Origin of the sequence: Variovorax sp. J31P207 (assembly GCF_030316965.1) — a bacterium.
In the GTDB taxonomy this organism is placed as follows: domain Bacteria; phylum Pseudomonadota; class Gammaproteobacteria; order Burkholderiales; family Burkholderiaceae_C; genus Variovorax; species Variovorax ginsengisoli_B.
This window is the reverse complement of sequence record NZ_JASZYN010000005.1, coordinates 240252-258323: the sequence shown is the minus strand read 5'-3', so window position 1 is coordinate 258323 and position 18072 is coordinate 240252. Positions and strand designations below refer to the sequence as shown.

Below are 18072 nucleotides of genomic sequence, written 5' to 3'. Positions count from 1 at the left end.
AGCAACAATGAGCCAGGGCATCGAACTGCGCAACATCACCAAGCGCTACGGCAGCAATGCGCGCGCGCCGCTGGCCGTCAAGGGCATCAGCTTCGAGGTGCCCGCGGGCACGCTGACCACCATCCTCGGGCCCTCGGGCTGCGGCAAGACCACCACGCTGCGCATGATCGCCGGGCTCGAGTCGCCGACCTCGGGCACGATCCTCATGGGCGGGCGCGACGTGACCACGCTGGGGCCGGCCGAGCGCAACGTCAGCATGATGTTCCAGAGCTACGCGCTGTTCCCGCACATGAACGTGATCGAGAACGTCGGCTACGGCCTGCGCATGAGCGGCCTGCGCAAGCCCGAGGCGGCGGCGCGGGCCCGCGAGGCGCTCAGGGGCGTCGGGCTGGTCGACTTCGACCAGCGGCTGCCGAGCGAGCTGTCGGGCGGGCAGCAGCAGCGCGTCGCGCTGGCGCGGGCGCTGGTGCTGGAACCGGCCGTGCTGCTGTTCGACGAGCCGTTGTCCAACCTAGACGCCCGGCTGCGCCGCGAGATGCGCGAGGAGATCCGCAACCTGCAGCAAAGATTGCAACTGACGGTCGCCTACGTCACCCACGACCAGAGCGAGGCGCTGGCGGTCAGCGACCAGATCATCGTGATGGACCACGGCGTGATCGCTCAGCAGGGCACGCCGGAGCAGCTCTACGGCCACCCGACGAGCGAATTCGTGGCCGGGTTCATGGGCGAGGCGATGGTGTTCCCGGCGCTGGCCCAGCCAGACGGCCGGGTCGAGCTCGGCCCCTTGACCCTGACGCCGCGCTACGACGTCGCGCCGGGCTTCGTCAAGGTCGCAGTGCGTCCCGAGGCCTGGCTGATCGGCGCCGCCATCGGCCTGCCGGCGACCTTGCGCAAGGCGGCCTACCTGGGCAGCTTTTACGAATATGCTTTCGACACCGCGCTGGGCCCGGTGTTCGTGGTGTCGTCCGACCTCACGCGGCCGCTGGCCGCCGGTGCGCAGACCACCCTGTCCCTCGCCAGCCATGGCGTTTCCGTCGTCCCCGTTGCCTTATGAATGTCGTTTTCGATCTCGGAGCCGTGCTCCTGACCTGGGAGCCCGTCGCGCTCGTCCAGAACCAGCTGGCGCCCCATGCGCCTACGGCAGAAGCCGCCCACGCGCTCGCGCGCCAGATGTTCCATCACGAGGACTGGCTGGGTTTCGACCGCGGCACCCACAGCCTGGACGATGCCATCGGCCGGATGGCATTGCGGCTGGCGCTGCCGGCCGACCGCTTGAGCGAAGTCCTGGCGCCCATGGGCGAGCGGCTCGAGCCGATCCCGGTCACGGTCGAATTGCTGGCAAGCCTGCGGGCGCGCCGGGATGCCGGGGAGGATCTGCGGCTTTACTACCTGTCGAACATGCCGTCGCCGTACGCCCGGGTGCTCGAGTACCGGCATCCCTTCTTCCAATGGTTCGACGGCGGCATTTTCTCGGGCGACGTCCAGATGATCAAGCCGCAGCGCGAGATCTACGAACTGCTCGCCGCCCAGTACCGGCTGGCGGCCGCTGACACCGTGTTCATCGACGACTCGCTGGCCAATGTGCTGGCGGCGCGCGAACTCGGCTGGCAGGCGATCCATTGCGAGCGGCCCAGCGCCTTGCCGCGGCAACTGGCCGGCTACCTGCCGGTCAGCTCGACCTTGTCGACATCGAAGCCCAGCGTGCGGGCGTAGTCCAGTTCGGCCTGCAGCGCGGCTGCGTCGAGCCGCGGCACCCGCGACAGCACCCACAGGTACTTGCGGTTCGGCGTGCCCACCAGGGCCACCTGGTAGTCGCGGTCGAGCTTGAGGATCCAGTAGTCGCCCCAGACCAGCGGCAGCCAGCCCAGCCACTCGGGGGCGAAGCGGACCTCGAGGCGGCCGGCGCCGGGTTGGCCGGCGACCGGCACCTGCCGTGCCGATCCCACGGATTCGTCGAAGCTGCCGTCGGCCAGGATGCAGCGGTTGCGCACCTCGACGCTGCCGTCCTCCAGGGGCGTGTACTCTGCCGAGACGGCGCCGGTGCATTGTTTCTGGAACCGGTTGGGGAGCCGCGCCTGCTCGTGCCACAGGCCTGCATAGCGCTTGAGATCCACCGGCGCCACCACCTGCAGCGGCGCGCGCATCAGAGGCGCGCCATCGGCCGGGCCGGCGACGGTCTGGGCCCGTGCCGTGCGCGAGTTGGTGAGGGCCAGCAGGGTCAGGGCGCCGCCGACGCAGAAGGCCGCCGCGAGGGTTCCGATCGAAGCGCTGTGGGCGCGGTCGTCGAAGGCGGCGGGCGGCGTTGCACGAGGGGTGTGGCAGGGCATGGGATTTCTCCGGAAGGCGATCAATCGACAGTCGAGCCTAGCGGGCGGCAAGTGGCCGCCGCGTCAGTCACGGACCACACGCCATGTAGTGCTGCGGCGGGATAATGGCCGCATGAACCAACTCGATGCCCTCCGCCAATGGACCACCGTGGTCGCAGACACCGGTGATTTCCGCCAGCTCGCCCAGTTCAAGCCGCAGGATGCGACCACCAATCCGTCGCTGATCCTGAAGGCGGTCCAGAAGGCGGACTACCGTCCTCTGCTGGACGAGGTGGTCAGGAAACACAAGGGGGCACCGGTCGACGAGGTCATCGACCGCCTGCTGGTGCGTTTCGGCACCGAAATCCTGTCGATCATTCCGGGCCGGGTGTCGACCGAGGTCGATGCGCGCCTGAGTTTCGACACGCAGGCGACCATCGATCGGGCCGAGCGCATCGTCGCGCTCTATCGGGCCGAGGGCATCGATGTGTCCAAGCGCCTGCTGATCAAGATCGCCTCGACCTGGGAAGGCATCGAGGCGGCGCGCCAGCTTGAGCAGAAGGGCATCCACTGCAACCTGACGCTGCTGTTCTCGTTCGCCCAGGCAGTGGCCTGCGGGGCTGCCAAGGTGCAGCTGATCTCGCCCTTCGTCGGCCGCATCTACGACTGGCACAAGAAGTCGCAGGGCAGCCAGTGGAACGAGGCCGCCAATGCGGGCGCCAACGATCCGGGCGTGAAATCCGTGCGCCAGATCTTCGACTACTACAAGAAGAACGGGATCGCGACCGAGGTGATGGGCGCCAGCTTCCGCAACGTCGGCCAGATCGCCGCGCTGGCTGGCTGCGACCTGCTGACCATCAGCCCCGAACTGCTGGCCGAGCTGGCCGCCAGCGAGGCCCCGCTCCCGCATGCGCTCGACGCCGAGGCGGCCCAGCGCCTGGAGATCCCGAAGGTGTCGCTCGACCAGGCCGCGTTCCGCTTCGCGCTGAACGAGGACGCCATGGCGACCGAGAAGCTGGCCGAGGGCATCCGTGCCTTCGCGGCCGATGCCGTGAAACTCGAAAAACTGATGGAGGCGTGATGACCCACATTCGCTGCGACGGCACGGCTGCCTGGGCCACGCTCCAGAAGCACTACGACAGCGTCGGCCTCGCATTCGACATGCGCCAGGCCTTCGCGAACGATCCGGGGCGTTTCGCGGCGCTGAGCCAGTCGGCACCGCACGTCTTCGCCGACCTGTCGAAGAACCTCCTCGATGCGCGTACCGAGCAGCTGCTGCTCGACGTTGCGCGCGAATCGGGGCTGGAGGCGCACCGCGACGCGATGTTCGCGGGCCGCCACATCAACGCGACCGAAGACCGCGCGGTGCTGCATACCTTGCTGCGCCGCCCGGCTTCCGCGCCGGTGGGCGGCGACCTGGCCGCGGCCTTCGGCGACGTCCAGGCCACGCTCGATGCGATGCTCGCCTACGCCGAGAAAGTGCGCGCGGACTCGACCATCACCGACGTCGTCAACATCGGCATTGGGGGTTCCGACCTCGGGCCGCAGATGGCGGTGCTGGCGCTCGACCAGTTCGTCGCGCCGGGCAAGCGCTTTCATTTCGTCTCGAACGTCGACGGCCACGAACTGGCCGGCATCCTGCGCGGGCTGGCGCCCGAGCACACGCTGTTCCTGATCGCCTCGAAGACCTTCACCACGGCCGAAACCATGGCCAACGCGCAGTCGGCCAAGCGCTGGTTCGAGCAGTCGGGCGGCGTCGACATCGCGCGCCACTTCGCGGCGCTCACCACCAATGTCGCGGCCGCGAAGGCCTTCGGCATCGACACCACCTTCGGTTTCTGGGACTGGGTCGGCGGCCGCTATTCGATGTGGTCGGCCATCGGGCTGCCGATCGCGCTGGCGATCGGCGCGGACGGCTTCCGGGGCCTGCTGGCCGGCGCGCATGCGATGGACGAGCACTTCCGCACCGCCCCGCTGGCGCAGAACCTGCCGGTGCGGCTCGGCCTGCTCGACGTCTGGTATCGCAATTTCCATCGGTTCACGACCCGCAGCATCGCGCCCTACCACAGCGCGCTGAAGCGCCTGCCGGCCTACCTGCAGCAGCTCGAGATGGAAAGCAACGGCAAGCAGGTCGACATGGCTGGCCAGCTGCTCACCTTCGGCACCTCGCCGGTGTTGTGGGGCGAGCCCGGCACCAACGGGCAGCATGCGTATTTCCAGATGCTGCACCAGGGCACCGACGTGACGCCGCTGGAGTTCATCGCGGTGCGTGACGCGGCGCACGATCTCCCCGGCCACCATTCCAAGCTGCTGGCCAATGCGCTGGCGCAGGCGCAGGCGCTCATGGTCGGCCAGCGCGACGCCGGCGGCCACAAGAACTTTCCCGGCAACCGGCCGAGCACCTTCTTCGTCTTCGAGCAGCTGACGCCGGAGTCGCTCGGCGCCTTCCTGGCCCTGTACGAACACCGCGTGTTCACCAGCGGCGCGCTCTGGGGCATCAACAGCTTCGACCAGTGGGGCGTCGAGCTCGGCAAGGTGCTGGCCAGGGACATCGAGCCGCGGCTGGCGTCGGGCGACGTGGCGGGGCTGGACGCCTCCACGGCCGGGCTGCTGGCGCGGCTTCGCCCGCGCGCCTAGCTTTCGTCATCACCGGGAGCAGGCTGCTCGATATGATGATTGCGGGGTTGTCCCGTGGGAAAACATCAAGAGGAGTTGCTCATGAACTTTCAACAGGCGGTCCAGACCTGCTTTCGCAAGTACGTCGAGTTTTCCGGCCGGGCGACCCGGCCCGAATACTGGTGGTTCATCCTGGCCTATGTCATCTCGGCCTTCGTGGCGGGTTTCATCCACGAGTTCCTGTACTACCTCGTGGTGCTGGCCTTCCTGCTGCCCCTGCTGGCGGTCGGCGCGCGGCGCCTGCATGACGTGGGCCGCAGCGCCTGGTTCCTGCTGCTCGGGCTGGTGCCGGTGATCGGCACCCTGGTGCTGCTCTATTTCATGGTCCAGCCCAGCCAGCCCGAGTCGAACGCCTACGGGCCGCCGTCCGGCGCCATGCCGGCCGGCGTCTGAGGCCGCGCCACCACCGGAACGAAAAAAAGCCCCGCAGCTCGCGCTGCGGGGCTTTTTGATTGGCTTGGCGCCGGGGGCCGATTACATGCCCATGCCGCCCATGCCGCCCATGCCGCCCATGTCGGGCATGCCGCCGCCGCCAGCACCGGCCTCGTCCTTCGGTGCGTCGGCGACCATCGCTTCGGTCGTCAGCAGCAGCGAGGACACCGAAGCGGCGTTCTGCAGTGCGGTGCGGGTCACCTTGGTCGGGTCCAGGATGCCCAGCTCGAGCATGTCGCCGTAGGTGTCGTTGGCGGCGTTGAAGCCGTAGTTGCCCTTGCCGGCCAACACAGCGTTCACCACCACCGAGGCTTCGCCGCCGGCGTTGTTGACGATCTCGCGCAGGGGCGCTTCGATGGCCTTGAGCACCAGCTTGATGCCGGCGTCCTGGTCGGCGTTGTCGCCCTTTAGCGAGTCGCCCACGGCTTGCTTGGCACGCAGCAGTGCCACGCCGCCGCCGGCCACGACGCCTTCTTCCACTGCAGCGCGGGTGGCGTGCAGGGCGTCTTCGACGCGAGCCTTCTTTTCCTTCATTTCGACTTCGGTGGCAGCGCCGACCTTGATCACGGCAACACCGCCGGCCAGCTTGGCCACGCGCTCTTGCAGCTTTTCGCGGTCGTAGTCGCTGGTCGCTTCTTCGATCTGCACGCGCACTTGCTTCACGCGGGCTTCGATGTCGCCAGCAGCGCCGGAGCCGTCGATGATGATGGTGTTTTCCTTGCCCACTTCGATGCGCTTGGCTTGGCCGAGGTCGGCCAGGGTCACCTTCTCGAGGGTCAGGCCCACTTCTTCAGCGATGACCTTGCCGCCCGTCAGGATGGCGATGTCTTCCAGCATGGCCTTGCGGCGGTCGCCGAAGCCAGGTGCCTTGACGGCCACGACCTTCAGGATGCCGCGGATCGTGTTCACGACCAGGGTCGCCAGGGCTTCGCCTTCGACTTCTTCGGCAATGATCAGCAGCGGACGGCCGGCCTTGGCGACTTGTTCCAGCGTCGGGAGCAGGTCGCGGATGTTGCTGATCTTCTTGTCGAACAGCAGCACGAAGGGGTTGTCCAGAATCGCGGATTGCTTTTCGGGGTTGTTGATGAAGTAGGGCGACAGGTAGCCGCGGTCGAACTGCATGCCTTCGACGACATCGAGTTCGCTGTCGAGCGACTTGCCGTCTTCGACGGTGATCACGCCTTCCTTGCCGACCTTGTCCATCGCGTCAGCGATGAGCTTGCCGATGGTTTCGTCGCTGTTGGCCGAGATCGAGCCGACTTGCGCGATTTCCTTCGAGGTGGTGGTGGCCTTGGAAGCCTTCTTCAGCTCGGCGACCAGGGCGGTGACCGCCTTGTCGATGCCGCGCTTCAGGTCCATCGGGTTCATGCCGGCGGCGACCAGCTTGAAGCCTTCGCGAACGATGGCCTGGGCCAGCACGGTCGCGGTGGTGGTGCCGTCACCGGCGTTGTCCGAAGTCTTGGAGGCCACTTCCTTCACGAGCTGGGCGCCCATGTTCTGGAGCTTGTCCTTGAGTTCGATTTCCTTGGCGACCGACACGCCGTCCTTGGTCACGGTGGGGGCGCCGAAGGAGCGCTCGAGCACCACGTTGCGGCCCTTGGGGCCCAGGGTCACTTTGACTGCGTTGGCGAGGATGTTCACACCTTCGACCATGCGCGCGCGGGCTTCGCCGCCGAAGACTACGTCTTTTGCTGCCATGAGATTTCTCCGAGAAAATTAATTGATCAGTTGGGGACAGAGCAGTCGCGCTTCGCGTCGACTGGTCTTTCCCGCAAAATTACTTGGCTTCAACGACCGCAAACAGGTCGTCTTCCTTCATGACCAGCAGTTCGTCGCCATCGACCTTGACGGTCTGGCCGCTGTACTTGCCGAACAGGACGCGGTCGCCGACCTTGATGTTCATCGAGATCAGGTCGCCCTTGTCGTTCTTCTTGCCAGGACCGACGGCGAGGACTTCACCCTGATCGGGCTTTTCGGCGGCGTTGTCGGGGATCACGATGCCCGAGGCGGTCTTGGTTTCGCTTTCAATGCGCTTGACGATCACGCGATCGTGCAAAGGACGAAGTTTCATTGCTTGCATCTCCTGATGGGAACGGGGTTGGGTCGGGCGTCGGCGTTGTGCCGATACCACATCGTTGGGCAGGCGGCGCTGTTAGCACTCAACTGCAACGAGTGCTAATCATAAGGGTGTTTTTTGGCTTTTCAAGGCGGAGAGACCGTTTTTGCAGGGACATGGGGCCGTAAGGGGCCCGGCAATATTCATGCGAAAACAAGACTTCACGATGAAGAATCCACCGCTGTCCGACTTCAGCGACCTGCTGCTTCGGGCGTGCGCGTTTCAGCTTCGCGGGGCGCTGGGCCGCAGCAGCGCCGCCAGCCGCGCGATGCCGCCGGTGCCGCTGGCCGCGCGGCCAATGAAGGCGCCGGCCGCGGCGCCGATCAGCGCCTTGCCGATCAGCGAGCGGCTGCGGCCCGTGGCCATCATCAGCAGCAGGCCGACGCCCAGCACGATCAGGTGCTCGCCCGGCAGGTCGGGCCGACGGGCATCGGCGTCCTTGACCGTCTGGATCAGAGAATCGAGATTCATGCGGACTCCCGCGCGTTGCGCCGTCAGGGGGTGGGTGAAATCGCCGCGTCGACGATGGTCTGGGCCTCGGCCAGGATCCGCTGCAGGTGCTCGGCGCCGCGGAAGCTCTCGCCATAGATCTTGTAGATGTCCTCGGTGCCCGACGGCCGGGCGGCGAACCAGCCGTTCTGCGCGATCACCTTGATGCCGCCGATCGCGCCGCCATTGCCGGGGGCATGGCTCAGCACGCTCTCGATCGGCTCGCCGGCCAGCTCGGTGGCGTGGAGCTGTTGCGGGCTCAGCGCCGACAGCTGTTTCTTCTGCTGCCGGCTGGCCGGGGCATCGATGCGGTTCGAGACCGGGTTGCCGAACTCGCTCGCCAGCTCGGCATAGAGCGCACCGGGGTCGCGGCCGGTGCGGGCGGTGATCTCGCCGGCCAGCAGCGCCGCGGTGATGCCGTCCTTGTCGGTGGTCCAGACCGAGCCGTCGCGGCGCAGGAAGGTGGCGCCGGCGCTTTCTTCGCCGACGAAGCCGAGCGAGCCGTCGACCAGGCCGTCCACGAACCACTTGAAGCCCACCGGCACTTCGTAGAGCCGGCGGCCGAGCCGCTTCGCCAGGGCATCGATCAGCCGCGTCGAGACCACCGTCTTGCCGACCGCCGCATCGGCGCCCCACTGCGGGCGGTGGCGGAACAGGTAGTCGATCGCGACCGACAGGTAGTGGTTGGGCTGCAGCAGGCCGGCGCTGCGGGTGACGATGCCATGGCGGTCGTGGTCGGTGTCGCAGGCGACGCCGACGTCGAAGCGGTCCTTGATGTCGAGCAGCCGCTGCATCGCGTAGGTCGACGACGGGTCCATGCGGATCTGGCCGTCCCAGTCGAGCGTCATGAAGGCGAAGCGCGGGTCGACCGTCTCGCTGACCACGCTGAGGTCGATCCGGTAGCGCTCGGCGATCGCGCCCCAGTAGTGGACCCCGGCACCGCCAAGCGGGTCGACGCCCATGCGCACGCCCGCTTCGCGGATCATGGCCATGTCGATCACGTTTTCCAGGTCGCCGACGTAGGCCGCCACGAAGTCATGGCGGTGCGTGGTGGCGGCCTTCAGGGCTCGCTCGTGCGGCATCCGGCGCACGCCCGCGAGCCCTTTCTCGAGGAAGCCATTGGCCGCCTCCTGCACCGGGCCCGTGATGTCCTGGCCGGCCGGCCCGCCATTGGGCGGGTTGTACTTGAAGCCGCCGTCGCGCGGCGGATTGTGCGAGGGCGTGACCACGATGCCGGCGGCCAGCCCGCTGCTGCGGCCGCGGTTGTAGGTGAGGATGGCATGCGAGAGCGCGGGTGTCGGCGTGTATTCGTCGCCGCTGGCCAGCATCACCTCGACACCGTTGGCGGCCAGCACTTCGAGCGCGCTGGCCGCGGCGGGGGCCGACAACGCGTGCGTGTCGATGCCGAGGTAGAGCGGCCCGTCGATGCCCTGGGCCCGGCGGTGGTCGCAGATCGCCTGGGTCATCGCCAGCACGTGCCATTCGTTGAACGAACGCTCGAAGGCGCAGCCGCGATGGCCCGAGGTGCCGAAGGCGACGCGTTCGGTCGCGACCCCCGGGTCGGGGCGCTCGGCGAGATAGGCGGCGAGCAGCGCGTCGACGTCGACGAGGCTGTCCGCGGGGGCCGGCTGGCCGGCAAGAGGGCTGAGTCGTGAGGCCATGAAAGCTCCTGGTCGATGTCCGAGTGTCTCAAAGGATGGGCCATTGGCGCAGTTCGACGATGCGTTCGATGGTGATGTCGGGGGCCGGATGACCGTCGAACGCCTGCGGGGCCAGCGCGTACTGGCCCTGGCGCGGAAAGACCGTCGTCAGCCGTTCGCCCCATCCGGCCTTCATCGCCGAGAGGATGCGCGGCTTGTCGTCGATCATCACGTAGTGGCGGGCCGGAAAGCGCTCCTGCACCGCATCCAGCATCAGCTCCTTGTGGATGTAGATCAGCACCCGCCCATCGACCGCCTGCCACAGGCCCGAGCGCTGCACCTTGCGCGGCTGGAAGACCGCGTCGCCATCCGACAGGATCACCGGCAGGCCGAAGCGCTGCAGGTGCGCGATGACTTGCAGGGCACCGGGGTAGAGCCGTTCGGCGAACGGGTAGTCGAGCAGGAAGCTCGACATCCGCAGCAGCCGCGGATCGCTCATGTCGGCGCCGGGACCGCCCAGGCGATAGCGTTGCAACGCACCCAGGTAGTCTGTGTAGCCGAGTTCGTCGCGCAGTTCCTCGAAACCGCGCCAGTAGCGCTCGGCCCCCACGGGGCCGAGGTCGTCGACCAGGCGGCGGCGCAGGTCGTCGAGCACGCCGTCGAAGTCGAGCAGCGTGTTGTCGACGTCGAGCAAGAAGACGATGTCCTGCATCCGCAAACTCCTAGAGCAAATCGCTCGGCACGAACCACGAGAACAGCAGCAGCTTGATCTTCACCAGCATGCTGGCCTCGGGCTCGTCGTCGTACACCGCGTTCTCGCCATCGGTGCTGATCCATTGGATCTGGTCGGTGCCGGGTTTCAGCCGCAGTTCGTACGCGCTTTCGACATTGTCGACCTGGTAGGCATCGAGCAGGCGGTGCGCGACCTCGAAGCTCTCCAGGCGCACCCCGAGCTCGGTGTTGATGTGGGCCGAACGGGGATCGAAGTTGAGCGAGCCGATCAGCGACCACTCGCGGTCGATCAGCGCCAGCTTGGCATGCAGGCGCCCGCGCGACTGGCGGAACACCTTGCGCAGGTTCAGGCTGCGCTTGATCTGCTCGGAGCTCACTTCGTAGAGGCGGACGCCGAGGCGGAGCATCTCGACCCGGTAGTTGTTGTAGTTGATGTTGACCAGCGGCTCGTCGGTGTCGGCCAGCGAGTTGGTGGCGACGCTGATGCGGACGTCGCGGGCGCGCAGCCGGGCGATCTGCGCCATGCCTTCCTCGCCGGGCAGGAAGTAGGGCGACACGATGTCGACGCTGGAGCGCGCCAGGTCGAGCTGCACCCGCATGCGCTCGGCCACGGTCGGGGGGCGGCGTTCGCTGGCCCACTCGCCGTCGTCGGTCTGCAGCGCCTTGGTGGGCGAGTCCGACACCGCGTTGGCCCGCGCCGGGATCATCTCGAACCGGCCCTGGGCGATCAGGCCGCCGAGCGGCGGGTCGCCGAACATGTCGGTCTCGGGTGGTGCCGGGGGCAACGGCGCTTCCTTGCGCGAGGTCCGCCGGTCGAACTCGGCCCGCAGCTCGGCGGTCGATTCGATCGCCGGCACGATGGTGTGCAGCGGGTAGACCACCTCGCTGTTCCAGTAGTTGTCGAAGATGGTCTGCAGCTCGGTCACGACCGGTCCGGCCAGCAGCATGTCGAGGTCGATGAAGTTGGCGCCCTCGCTGCGCAGGAAATACTCGTCCGCCAGGTTGCGCCCGCCCACGATCGCGAAGGCGCCATCGGCCATGAAGAGCTTGTTGTGCATGCGGTGGTTGAGCCGGCGGAAATCGGCCGCGAAGCCCATCCAGCGGGTGGCCGAATGGTCGCGTCCGGCCACGAAGGGGTTGAACAGCCGGATCTCCACGTTCGGCCAGGTGGCCAGGCCGAGCAGCAGCGGGTCCAGCTTGGTCGTGTAGAAGTCGTCCAGCAGCAGACGCACCCGCACCCCGCGCCGGGCGGCGTCGCGCAGCTCTCGCAGGATCAGCTTGCCGGTCTTGTCGTTGCCCAGCAGGTAGTACTGCAGGTCGAGCGAGGCCTGGGCCCGCCGGATCAGCTCCAGCCGCGCGTCCAGCGCGAAGGCGCCCTGCGCCAGCACCCGCGCGCCCGACAGGCTCTCGGGCGAGCTGTTGAAGGGCGCGGCGAGCCGGCCCAGCTCGTTGGACGTCGAGGCCGCAATGGCCGGGACATAGGGCGATGCGGGGACGGCCGGCAGCCCGGCGCAGGCCGACAGCAGGCAGGCGAGGGCGAGGACCAGACAGCGAAGCAGCATGGGGGAGACCGCGGCAAGGCGACCGGAAGGGGCTCCGCCCCGGATGGACGGCCAGCGGATCGTAGCCGTCCGGCCGTATTGTTGCGTCACGTCAGGTATCGGGTTTCTTCAGCCTTCGCTCATTGACCATGATGAGCAACGCAGAATCGCCGCGATGAAGTTCCCAGCCGCCCCCACCGCTTGCCTCCTGCTTGCAGCCTGGTTCCCGGCCCAGGCCCAGGCCCAGGAACAGGACCAGGCCCGGGACACCGGAAGCGCACCGACGCTGGGCGAGATCACGGTCTCCACACCGGCCGGTCCGACGCCCCTTTTTGATGTCGCCGGCTCGGTCGACCGGGTGGAGGGCGCGGCCATGCGCGACAGCCGGCTCGGCGTGAACCTGTCGGAAAGCCTGAGCGGCGTGCCCGGACTGCAGATCCAGAACCGGCAGAACTACGCGCAGGACCTGCAGATCTCGATCCGCGGCTTCGGCGCCCGCTCCACCTTCGGCGTGCGCGGCGTGCGGCTGTATGTCGACGGCATTCCGGCGACCCTGCCCGACGGCCAGGGCCAGACCTCCAACATCGACATCGGCTCCGTGGACCATGTCGAGGTGCTGCGCGGCCCGTTCTCGGCGCTCTACGGCAACTCCTCGGGCGGCGTGGTGCAGTCCTTCACCGAGACCGGCGAGGGGCCGCCCAAACTCGGCTTCTCGATGGCCGCGGCCAGCTTCGGCACGACCCGTACCGGGGTCATGGCCAGCGGCTCCTCCGGTGCGGTCGACTACCTCCTGAGCGCCGGGCGCTTCGAGACCGACGGCTACCGCGACCACAGCGCGGCCGATCGCGACATCGTCAACGGCAAGTTCGGCCTCGCGCTCGACGACGGCAGCCGGCTGACGCTGGTCGCCAACAGCGTGCACCTGAATGCCCAGGACCCGCTCGGGCTGACGGCCGAGCAGTACGCGCTGAACCGGCGCAGCGCGGCCGTCGCGACGCAGTTCGACACCCGCAAGAGCGTCGACCAGGCGCAGGCCGGCCTGACCTACGAGCGCCGCCTCGACGGCGACAACGCGCTGCGCATGATGGTCTACGGCGGCGAGCGCAAGACGTCGCAGCACCAGGCCATCCCGCCCTCCGCGCAGTCGAGCCCGACCAGCGCCGGCGGCGTGATCGGGCTGGATCGCGACTTTGGCGGGGCCGACCTGCGCTGGATCTCGCAGATGCGGCTGGCCGACCGGCCGTTCGAGCTCGTCGCCGGGCTGGAATACAACAAGCTGCGCGAGCACCGCACCGGCTACGAGAACTTCCTGGGACCAGTCGCGCGGCCGGTGCTGGGCGTCCAGGGGCGGTTGCGGCGCAACGAGATCAACGAGGTCTACAACCTCGACCCCTACGTGCAGGGCAACTGGCGCTTCGCCGATCGCTGGACGCTCGAGGCCGGCGTGCGCCGCAGCAGCGTGGATTTCGATTCGCAAGACCACTACATCGTCGGCGCCAACGGCAACGACAGCGGCAGCGCGCGCTACACCGAGACGCTGCCGGTGGCGTCGCTGCGCTACGAGGCGACGCGCGACCTTGCCCTCTACACCTCGGTGGGCCGAGGCTTCGAGACGCCGACGCTGAACGAGCTCTCGTACCGTCCCGACGGGCAGGGCGGGCTCAACTTCGCGCTGCAGCCGGCGGTCAACGACAGCGTCGAATTGGGCGCCAAGGCGCGCCTGGCGGGCGGCCTGCTCACGGCGGCGCTGTTCAAGACCCGGACCAGCGACGAAATCGTCACCGCCACCAACATCGGCGGCCGCGCCACGTTCCAGAACGCAGGCAGCACCACGCGCGACGGCTTCGAGCTGGCCTGGCAGCACGAGACCGAGGGCCACTGGCGCACCCAGCTGGCCTACACCTGGCTCGACGCCCGCTACAGCGACACCTTCTGCGCCACGGTGCCGTGCACGGCGGCGGGCCTGGTGCCGGGCGGCAACCGGATTCCGGGCATCGCGCCGCAAGCGCTGTTCGCCTCCTACGGCTGGGTGCCGCCCCAGGGCTGGCGTGCCGGCACCGAGCTGCGCGCGCTCTCGAGCATCGAGGCCAACGACCGCAACACGGTGAGCGCGCCGGGCTACGCGGTGGTCGCGCTGTTCGCGGGCTACGTCATGCAGTGGCAGCGCTGGGGCCTGAATGCCTTTGCGCGCATCGACAACCTGTTCGACCGCCAGTACATCGGCTCGGTGATCGTCAACGAGGGCAATGCCCGCTACTACGAGCCGGCACCGGGGCGCAACTGGACGATCGGCATGGGGGCGGCGTATCGTTTCTGAGTCCCGGACAGTGGGAGAAGCCCATGGAATTCAAGGATCGACGCGACGCCGGCCGTGCGCTCGCCAAGGCACTGGAAGCCTGGCGCGGGCGGCCCGACGTCTTGGTGCTGGCGCTGCCGCGCGGCGGCGTTCCGGTGGCCTGGGAAGTCGCCGGCGCGCTTGGCGCGCCACTCGATGTGCTGGTGGTGCGCAAGCTGGGTTTTCCGGGCCAGGAAGAGTATGCAATGGGCGCCATCGCATCCGGCGGCGTGCGCGTCATGGGTGAGGCGGACGCTGGCTGGCCGGTCTCGGCACGGGAGCTCGAAGCCGTCGTGGCGCGTGAACAGGCCGAACTGGTGCGGCGTGAGCAGCGCTATCGCGGCGGACGACCGCCGCTCGATCTGACCGGCCGCGTCCTGATCCTGGTGGACGACGGCCTCGCGACCGGTGCCACCATGAGCGCCGCGGTGCAGGCGGCGCGCGCGGGCAACCCGAAGCAGGTCATCGTCGCCGTGCCGGTGGCTTCGACCGAGGCCGTGCAAAGCCTGAGTGCGCTGGCCGACGAGGTGGTGTGCCTCTTCACGCCGAAGCACTTTCGTGCGGTGGGCCTCTGGTACCAGGACTTCGGGCAGACCTCCGATGAAGAGGTCTGCCGCCTGCTGGACGAAGGCTGAAAGGCCTTACAGCCCGGCGGCAGCGCGCAGCGCCTGCGCGTTGGCCGTGCTTTCCCAGGTGAACTCGGGCTCTTCGCGGCCGAAGTGGCCGTAGGCGGCCGTCTTGCCGTAGATCGGGCGCAGCAGGTCGAGCATCTGGATGATGCCCTTGGGACGCAGGTCGAAATGCTCCTGGACCAGTGCGGCGATCTTCTCGTCGGAGATGACGCCGGTGCCTTCGGTGTAGACCGTCACGTTCATCGGCTTGGCGACGCCGATCGCGTAGGCGACCTGGATCTGGCACTGGCGCGCCAGGCCGGCGGCCACGATGTTCTTGGCCACGTAGCGCGCGGCATAGGCGGCCGAGCGGTCGACCTTGCTCGGGTCCTTGCCCGAGAACGCGCCGCCGCCGTGCGGGCAGGCGCCGCCGTAGGTGTCGACGATGATCTTGCGGCCGGTCAGGCCGCAGTCGCCCTGTGGGCCGCCGATGACGAAGCGGCCGGTCGGGTTGATCAGGTAGCGCGTCTCCTTGAGCCACTCCTTGGGCAGCACGGGCTTGATGATTTCCTCGATCACGGCCTCGACGAACGAGGCCTTCATCTTGGTCGGCGTCTCGCTCTGGTCGGGGTGGTGCTGGGTCGAGAGCACCACGGTGTCGATGCTGTGCGGCTTGCCGTCGACATAGCGCATCGTGACCTGGCTCTTGGCGTCGGGACGCAGGAAGGGCAGGCGGCCGTCCTTGCGCAGCTGGGCCTGGCGCTCGACCAGCCGGTGGGCGTAGTAGATCGGCGCGGGCATCAGCTCGGGCGTCTCGTCGCAGGCGTAGCCGAACATCAGGCCCTGGTCGCCGGCGCCGGTGTTGAGGTGGTCGTCGCTGGCGTGATCGACGCCCTGGGCGATGTCGTTGGACTGCTTGTCGTAGCAGACCATCACGGCGCAGCCCTTGTAGTCGATGCCGTAGTCGGTGTTGTCGTAGCCGATGCGCTTGATGGTGTCGCGCGCCACCTGGATGTAGTCGACGTGCGCATTGGTCGTGATCTCGCCCGCGAGCACCACCAGGCCGGTGTTGGTCAGCGTCTCGGCGGCCACGCGCGAGCGCGGGTCCTGTTCGAAGATCGCGTCGAGGATCGCGTCCGAGATCTGGTCGGCTACCTTGTCGGGATGGCCTTCGGAGACGGATTCGGAAGTAAAGAGGAAATCGTTCGCCATGTGTTTCAAACTCCGTAGCAGCAGGTCAATTGGCGCGTTGCCAACCCGTTTCGGAGCTCTGGCGAACGCTTTAGCAGTGGTGTTTAACGTCGCCCTGCAAGTAGTTCCATAACTCGGCGACAATTTGCATTCTATCCGAGCCGCGCTGTACCCTGCGCGCGCGTCCATCTCCATCCCCATGTCTCGATGATTGCCTTGTTCAGATTGCTCGCCCGTGTTCCGCTGCCCGTGATGCATGCGGTGGGCGGCTGGTTGGGCTGGCTGGTCTGGTGGTTCGCACCCGACTACCGGCGCCGTTTCCGCGAGAACGCCGAGGCGGCGGGCTTCACGCCGGCGCAGTACCGCCCCGCGATCGCCGCCGCCGGCGCCATGGTCGGCGAACTGCCCTGGGTCTGGGCCCGTCCGCGCGACGAGAGCCTTTTGCCGCACATCGTGCGCTGGGACGGCATCGAGGCCTTCGAGGCCGCGCTGGCCGCGCGCAAGGGCGTGATCCTGGTGTCGCCGCACCTGGGCAGCTGGGAAACCTTCGGCCAGGCGGTGGGCGAGCGCTTCTTCAAGGACTACGGTCCGATCACGGCGCTGTTCCGGCCGGCGCGCAAGAAATTCATGGCCGACCTGATCGCCGGTTCGCGCGACCGGCCCGGGCTGCAGACCCTGCCGACCACCGTCTCCGGCGTGCGGGGCCTGATCCGAACGCTGCGCGGCGGCGGCTACACCGGGCTGCTGCCGGACCAGGTGCCGCCGCTGGGCCAGGGGGTCTGGGCACCGTTCCTGGGCCGCCCGGCCTACACGATGACCCTGCTGCCGCGGCTGGCGCAGCAGACCGGTGCCCGGGTCTTCCTCGGCGTCTGCGAGCGGCTGCCGCGCGGCGCCGGCTATGCGATCCGTTTCGTGCCCTTCGACGGCACCGCGATGAGCGACCCCAAGGCCACGCCGGAGGCCGCCGCCACGGCGATGAACGAAGGCATCGAGAAGTTGATCCGCAGCCTGCCGGGCCAGTACGTCTGGGACTACGCCCGCTACAAGCAGCCGCGCGCCGAGGCGGCGGTGGAGGCGGCGACATGAGCAAGCTCACTTCGAAGCTCGGCATCGGCTTCATGCGCGCACTGGCACACGTGCCGTTCCCGCTCGTGCGCGGCTTCGGGGCGGTGCTCGGGCGCGTGCTGCACGTGCTGGCAGTGCCGCGGCGGCGCGTGGTCGACACCAACCTGGCGCTGTGCTTTCCGAGCCGGTCGGAGGCCGAACGGCGCCGCATGGCGCGTCAGACCTTCGTCTACGTGGCGCAGTCCTGGTTCGACCGCAGCTGGCTCTGGCATGCGCCTGAGGCGGTGGTGGCGCGCCGCCTCAAGGTGGTGGGCGCGGCCGACGTGATCGAGGAGATCGCCCACGGCCACGAGCCGATGATCCTGTTCGCGCCGCATTTCTACGGCCTCGACGCCGCCGCCACGGCGCTCACGATGCACACCGACCGGCCGTCGACCACCATCTACACCACGCAGCGCGATCCGATGGTCGACCAGTGGGTCAGCGAGGGCCGCAAGCGCTTCGGCAACGTGATCACGCTGAACCGGGTCGACGGCATCAAGCCGATCGTCGCCGGCCTGCGCAAGGGCGGCCTGCTGTACCTGCTGCCGGACATGGACTTCGGCCGCGACCAGACGGTGTTCGTGCCCTTCTACGGCGTCCAGGCGGCCACCGTGCCCTCGCTGTCGCGCTTCGCGCGGCTGGGGCGGGCCAAGGTGGTGCCGGTGGTCTCGAAGCTCACCCGCGACGGCTACGAGATCGAGGTGCTGCCGGCCTGGGAGGACTTCCCGAGCGATGACGCGGTGGCCGACACCGCCCTCATGAACCAGCGCCTGCAGGGCTACATCGACACAATGCCGTCGCAGTACTACTGGGTGCATCGCCGGTTCAAGACCCGGCCGGAAGGCGAAGGTCCGGTCTATTAGGACTTTGCGGGACAGACCAAGAAACTGCGCAGC

Annotated in this window: 17 protein-coding genes; 9 read left to right on the top strand and 8 right to left on the bottom strand. The window is 68.1% G+C overall.

All coding sequences use genetic code 11. From position 1 onward, the window contains the following. Window positions 1-7: 7 nt before the first annotated feature. Window positions 8-1054 carry an ABC transporter ATP-binding protein gene (locus QTI68_RS19140; RefSeq protein WP_286523562.1) on the top strand — a complete coding sequence of 349 codons (1047 nt, stop codon included), beginning with the start codon at window positions 8-10 and terminating at the stop codon, window positions 1052-1054. A gap of 23 nt (window positions 1055-1077) precedes the next feature. Next, window positions 1078-1713 (top strand): HAD family hydrolase, encoded by a 636-nt coding sequence (locus QTI68_RS19135; RefSeq protein ID WP_353506434.1) that lies wholly within the window; start codon window positions 1078-1080, stop codon window positions 1711-1713. Here the strand turns inward: QTI68_RS19135 and QTI68_RS19130 are convergent. Then, a complete protein-coding gene (locus tag QTI68_RS19130; protein WP_286523559.1) occupies window positions 1659-2327 on the bottom strand; it encodes a lipocalin family protein in 669 nt (222 codons plus the stop codon). The two genes, QTI68_RS19135 and QTI68_RS19130, sit on opposite strands and share 55 nt — an antisense overlap. A 112-nt stretch (window positions 2328-2439) precedes the next feature. On the opposite strand from QTI68_RS19130, the gene tal reads away from it, so the two are divergent. The 3 genes from tal to QTI68_RS19115 all read left to right on the top strand — a co-directional run bounded on the left by tal (window position 2440) and on the right by QTI68_RS19115 (window position 5375). Beyond that, window positions 2440-3387, top strand: coding sequence for a transaldolase (gene tal / locus QTI68_RS19125; RefSeq protein WP_286523558.1), 948 nt, complete (start codon window positions 2440-2442; stop codon window positions 3385-3387). Continuing rightward, window positions 3387-4943, top strand: a complete 1557-nt coding sequence (gene pgi, locus QTI68_RS19120) for a glucose-6-phosphate isomerase (RefSeq protein ID WP_286523557.1) — start codon at window positions 3387-3389, stop codon at window positions 4941-4943. Before tal ends, pgi begins: the two co-directional genes overlap by 1 nt. An 81-nt stretch (window positions 4944-5024) precedes the next feature. Further along, window positions 5025-5375 carry a DUF805 domain-containing protein gene (locus QTI68_RS19115; RefSeq protein WP_286523555.1) on the top strand — a complete coding sequence of 117 codons (351 nt, stop codon included), beginning with the start codon at window positions 5025-5027 and terminating at the stop codon, window positions 5373-5375. Window positions 5376-5456: 81 nt separating this feature from the next. On the opposite strand, the gene groL is transcribed toward QTI68_RS19115, so the two are convergent. The 6 genes from groL to QTI68_RS19085 form a co-directional block, all read right to left on the bottom strand. Beyond that, on the bottom strand, window positions 5457-7112 hold the full coding sequence (gene groL / locus QTI68_RS19110) for a chaperonin GroEL (RefSeq protein ID WP_286523554.1): 1656 nt from the start codon (window positions 7110-7112) through the stop codon (window positions 5457-5459). A 79-nt stretch (window positions 7113-7191) separates the two neighbouring features. After that, complete coding sequence (gene groES / locus QTI68_RS19105; RefSeq protein ID WP_286523553.1) at window positions 7192-7485, bottom strand: co-chaperone GroES; 294 nt, start codon at window positions 7483-7485, stop codon at window positions 7192-7194. Between the two features lie 267 nt (window positions 7486-7752). Further along, window positions 7753-8001 (bottom strand): hypothetical protein, encoded by a 249-nt coding sequence (locus tag QTI68_RS19100; protein WP_286523551.1) that lies wholly within the window; start codon window positions 7999-8001, stop codon window positions 7753-7755. A 23-nt stretch (window positions 8002-8024) separates the two neighbouring features. Further along, the gene (pgm, locus tag QTI68_RS19095; protein ID WP_286523550.1) at window positions 8025-9680 is read right to left on the bottom strand and encodes a phosphoglucomutase (alpha-D-glucose-1,6-bisphosphate-dependent); all 1656 of its coding nucleotides are present in this window, start codon (window positions 9678-9680) and stop codon (window positions 8025-8027) included. A gap of 28 nt (window positions 9681-9708) precedes the next feature. Continuing rightward, window positions 9709-10371, bottom strand: coding sequence for an HAD family hydrolase (locus QTI68_RS19090; RefSeq protein WP_286523548.1), 663 nt, complete (start codon window positions 10369-10371; stop codon window positions 9709-9711). Window positions 10372-10381: 10 nt separating this feature from the next. Next, window positions 10382-11953 (bottom strand): phospholipase D family protein, encoded by a 1572-nt coding sequence (locus QTI68_RS19085; RefSeq protein WP_286523546.1) that lies wholly within the window; start codon window positions 11951-11953, stop codon window positions 10382-10384. Between the two features lie 154 nt (window positions 11954-12107). Here QTI68_RS19085 and QTI68_RS19080 point away from each other — a divergent pair, with 154 nt between their 5' ends. Together QTI68_RS19080 and QTI68_RS19075 are read left to right on the top strand one after the other, a co-directional pair. Beyond that, window positions 12108-14249 (top strand): TonB-dependent receptor domain-containing protein, encoded by a 2142-nt coding sequence (locus QTI68_RS19080; protein WP_286523544.1) that lies wholly within the window; start codon window positions 12108-12110, stop codon window positions 14247-14249. Between the two features lie 23 nt (window positions 14250-14272). Further along, a complete protein-coding gene (locus QTI68_RS19075) occupies window positions 14273-14902 on the top strand; it encodes a phosphoribosyltransferase (protein ID WP_286523543.1) in 630 nt (209 codons plus the stop codon). Between the two features lie 6 nt (window positions 14903-14908). Here QTI68_RS19075 and metK read toward each other — a convergent pair whose 3' ends face one another. Continuing rightward, entirely contained in the window at window positions 14909-16090 is a 1182-nt protein-coding gene (metK, locus tag QTI68_RS19070) for a methionine adenosyltransferase (protein ID WP_286523542.1), read from the bottom strand. A gap of 186 nt (window positions 16091-16276) precedes the next feature. On the opposite strand from metK, the gene QTI68_RS19065 reads away from it, so the two are divergent. Next, entirely contained in the window at window positions 16277-17155 is an 879-nt protein-coding gene (locus QTI68_RS19065; protein ID WP_286523539.1) for a lysophospholipid acyltransferase family protein, read from the top strand. Continuing rightward, a complete protein-coding gene (locus QTI68_RS19060; protein WP_286523537.1) occupies window positions 17152-18039 on the top strand; it encodes an LpxL/LpxP family acyltransferase in 888 nt (295 codons plus the stop codon). Before QTI68_RS19065 ends, QTI68_RS19060 begins: the two co-directional genes overlap by 4 nt. Window positions 18040-18072: the final 33 nt, after the last annotated feature.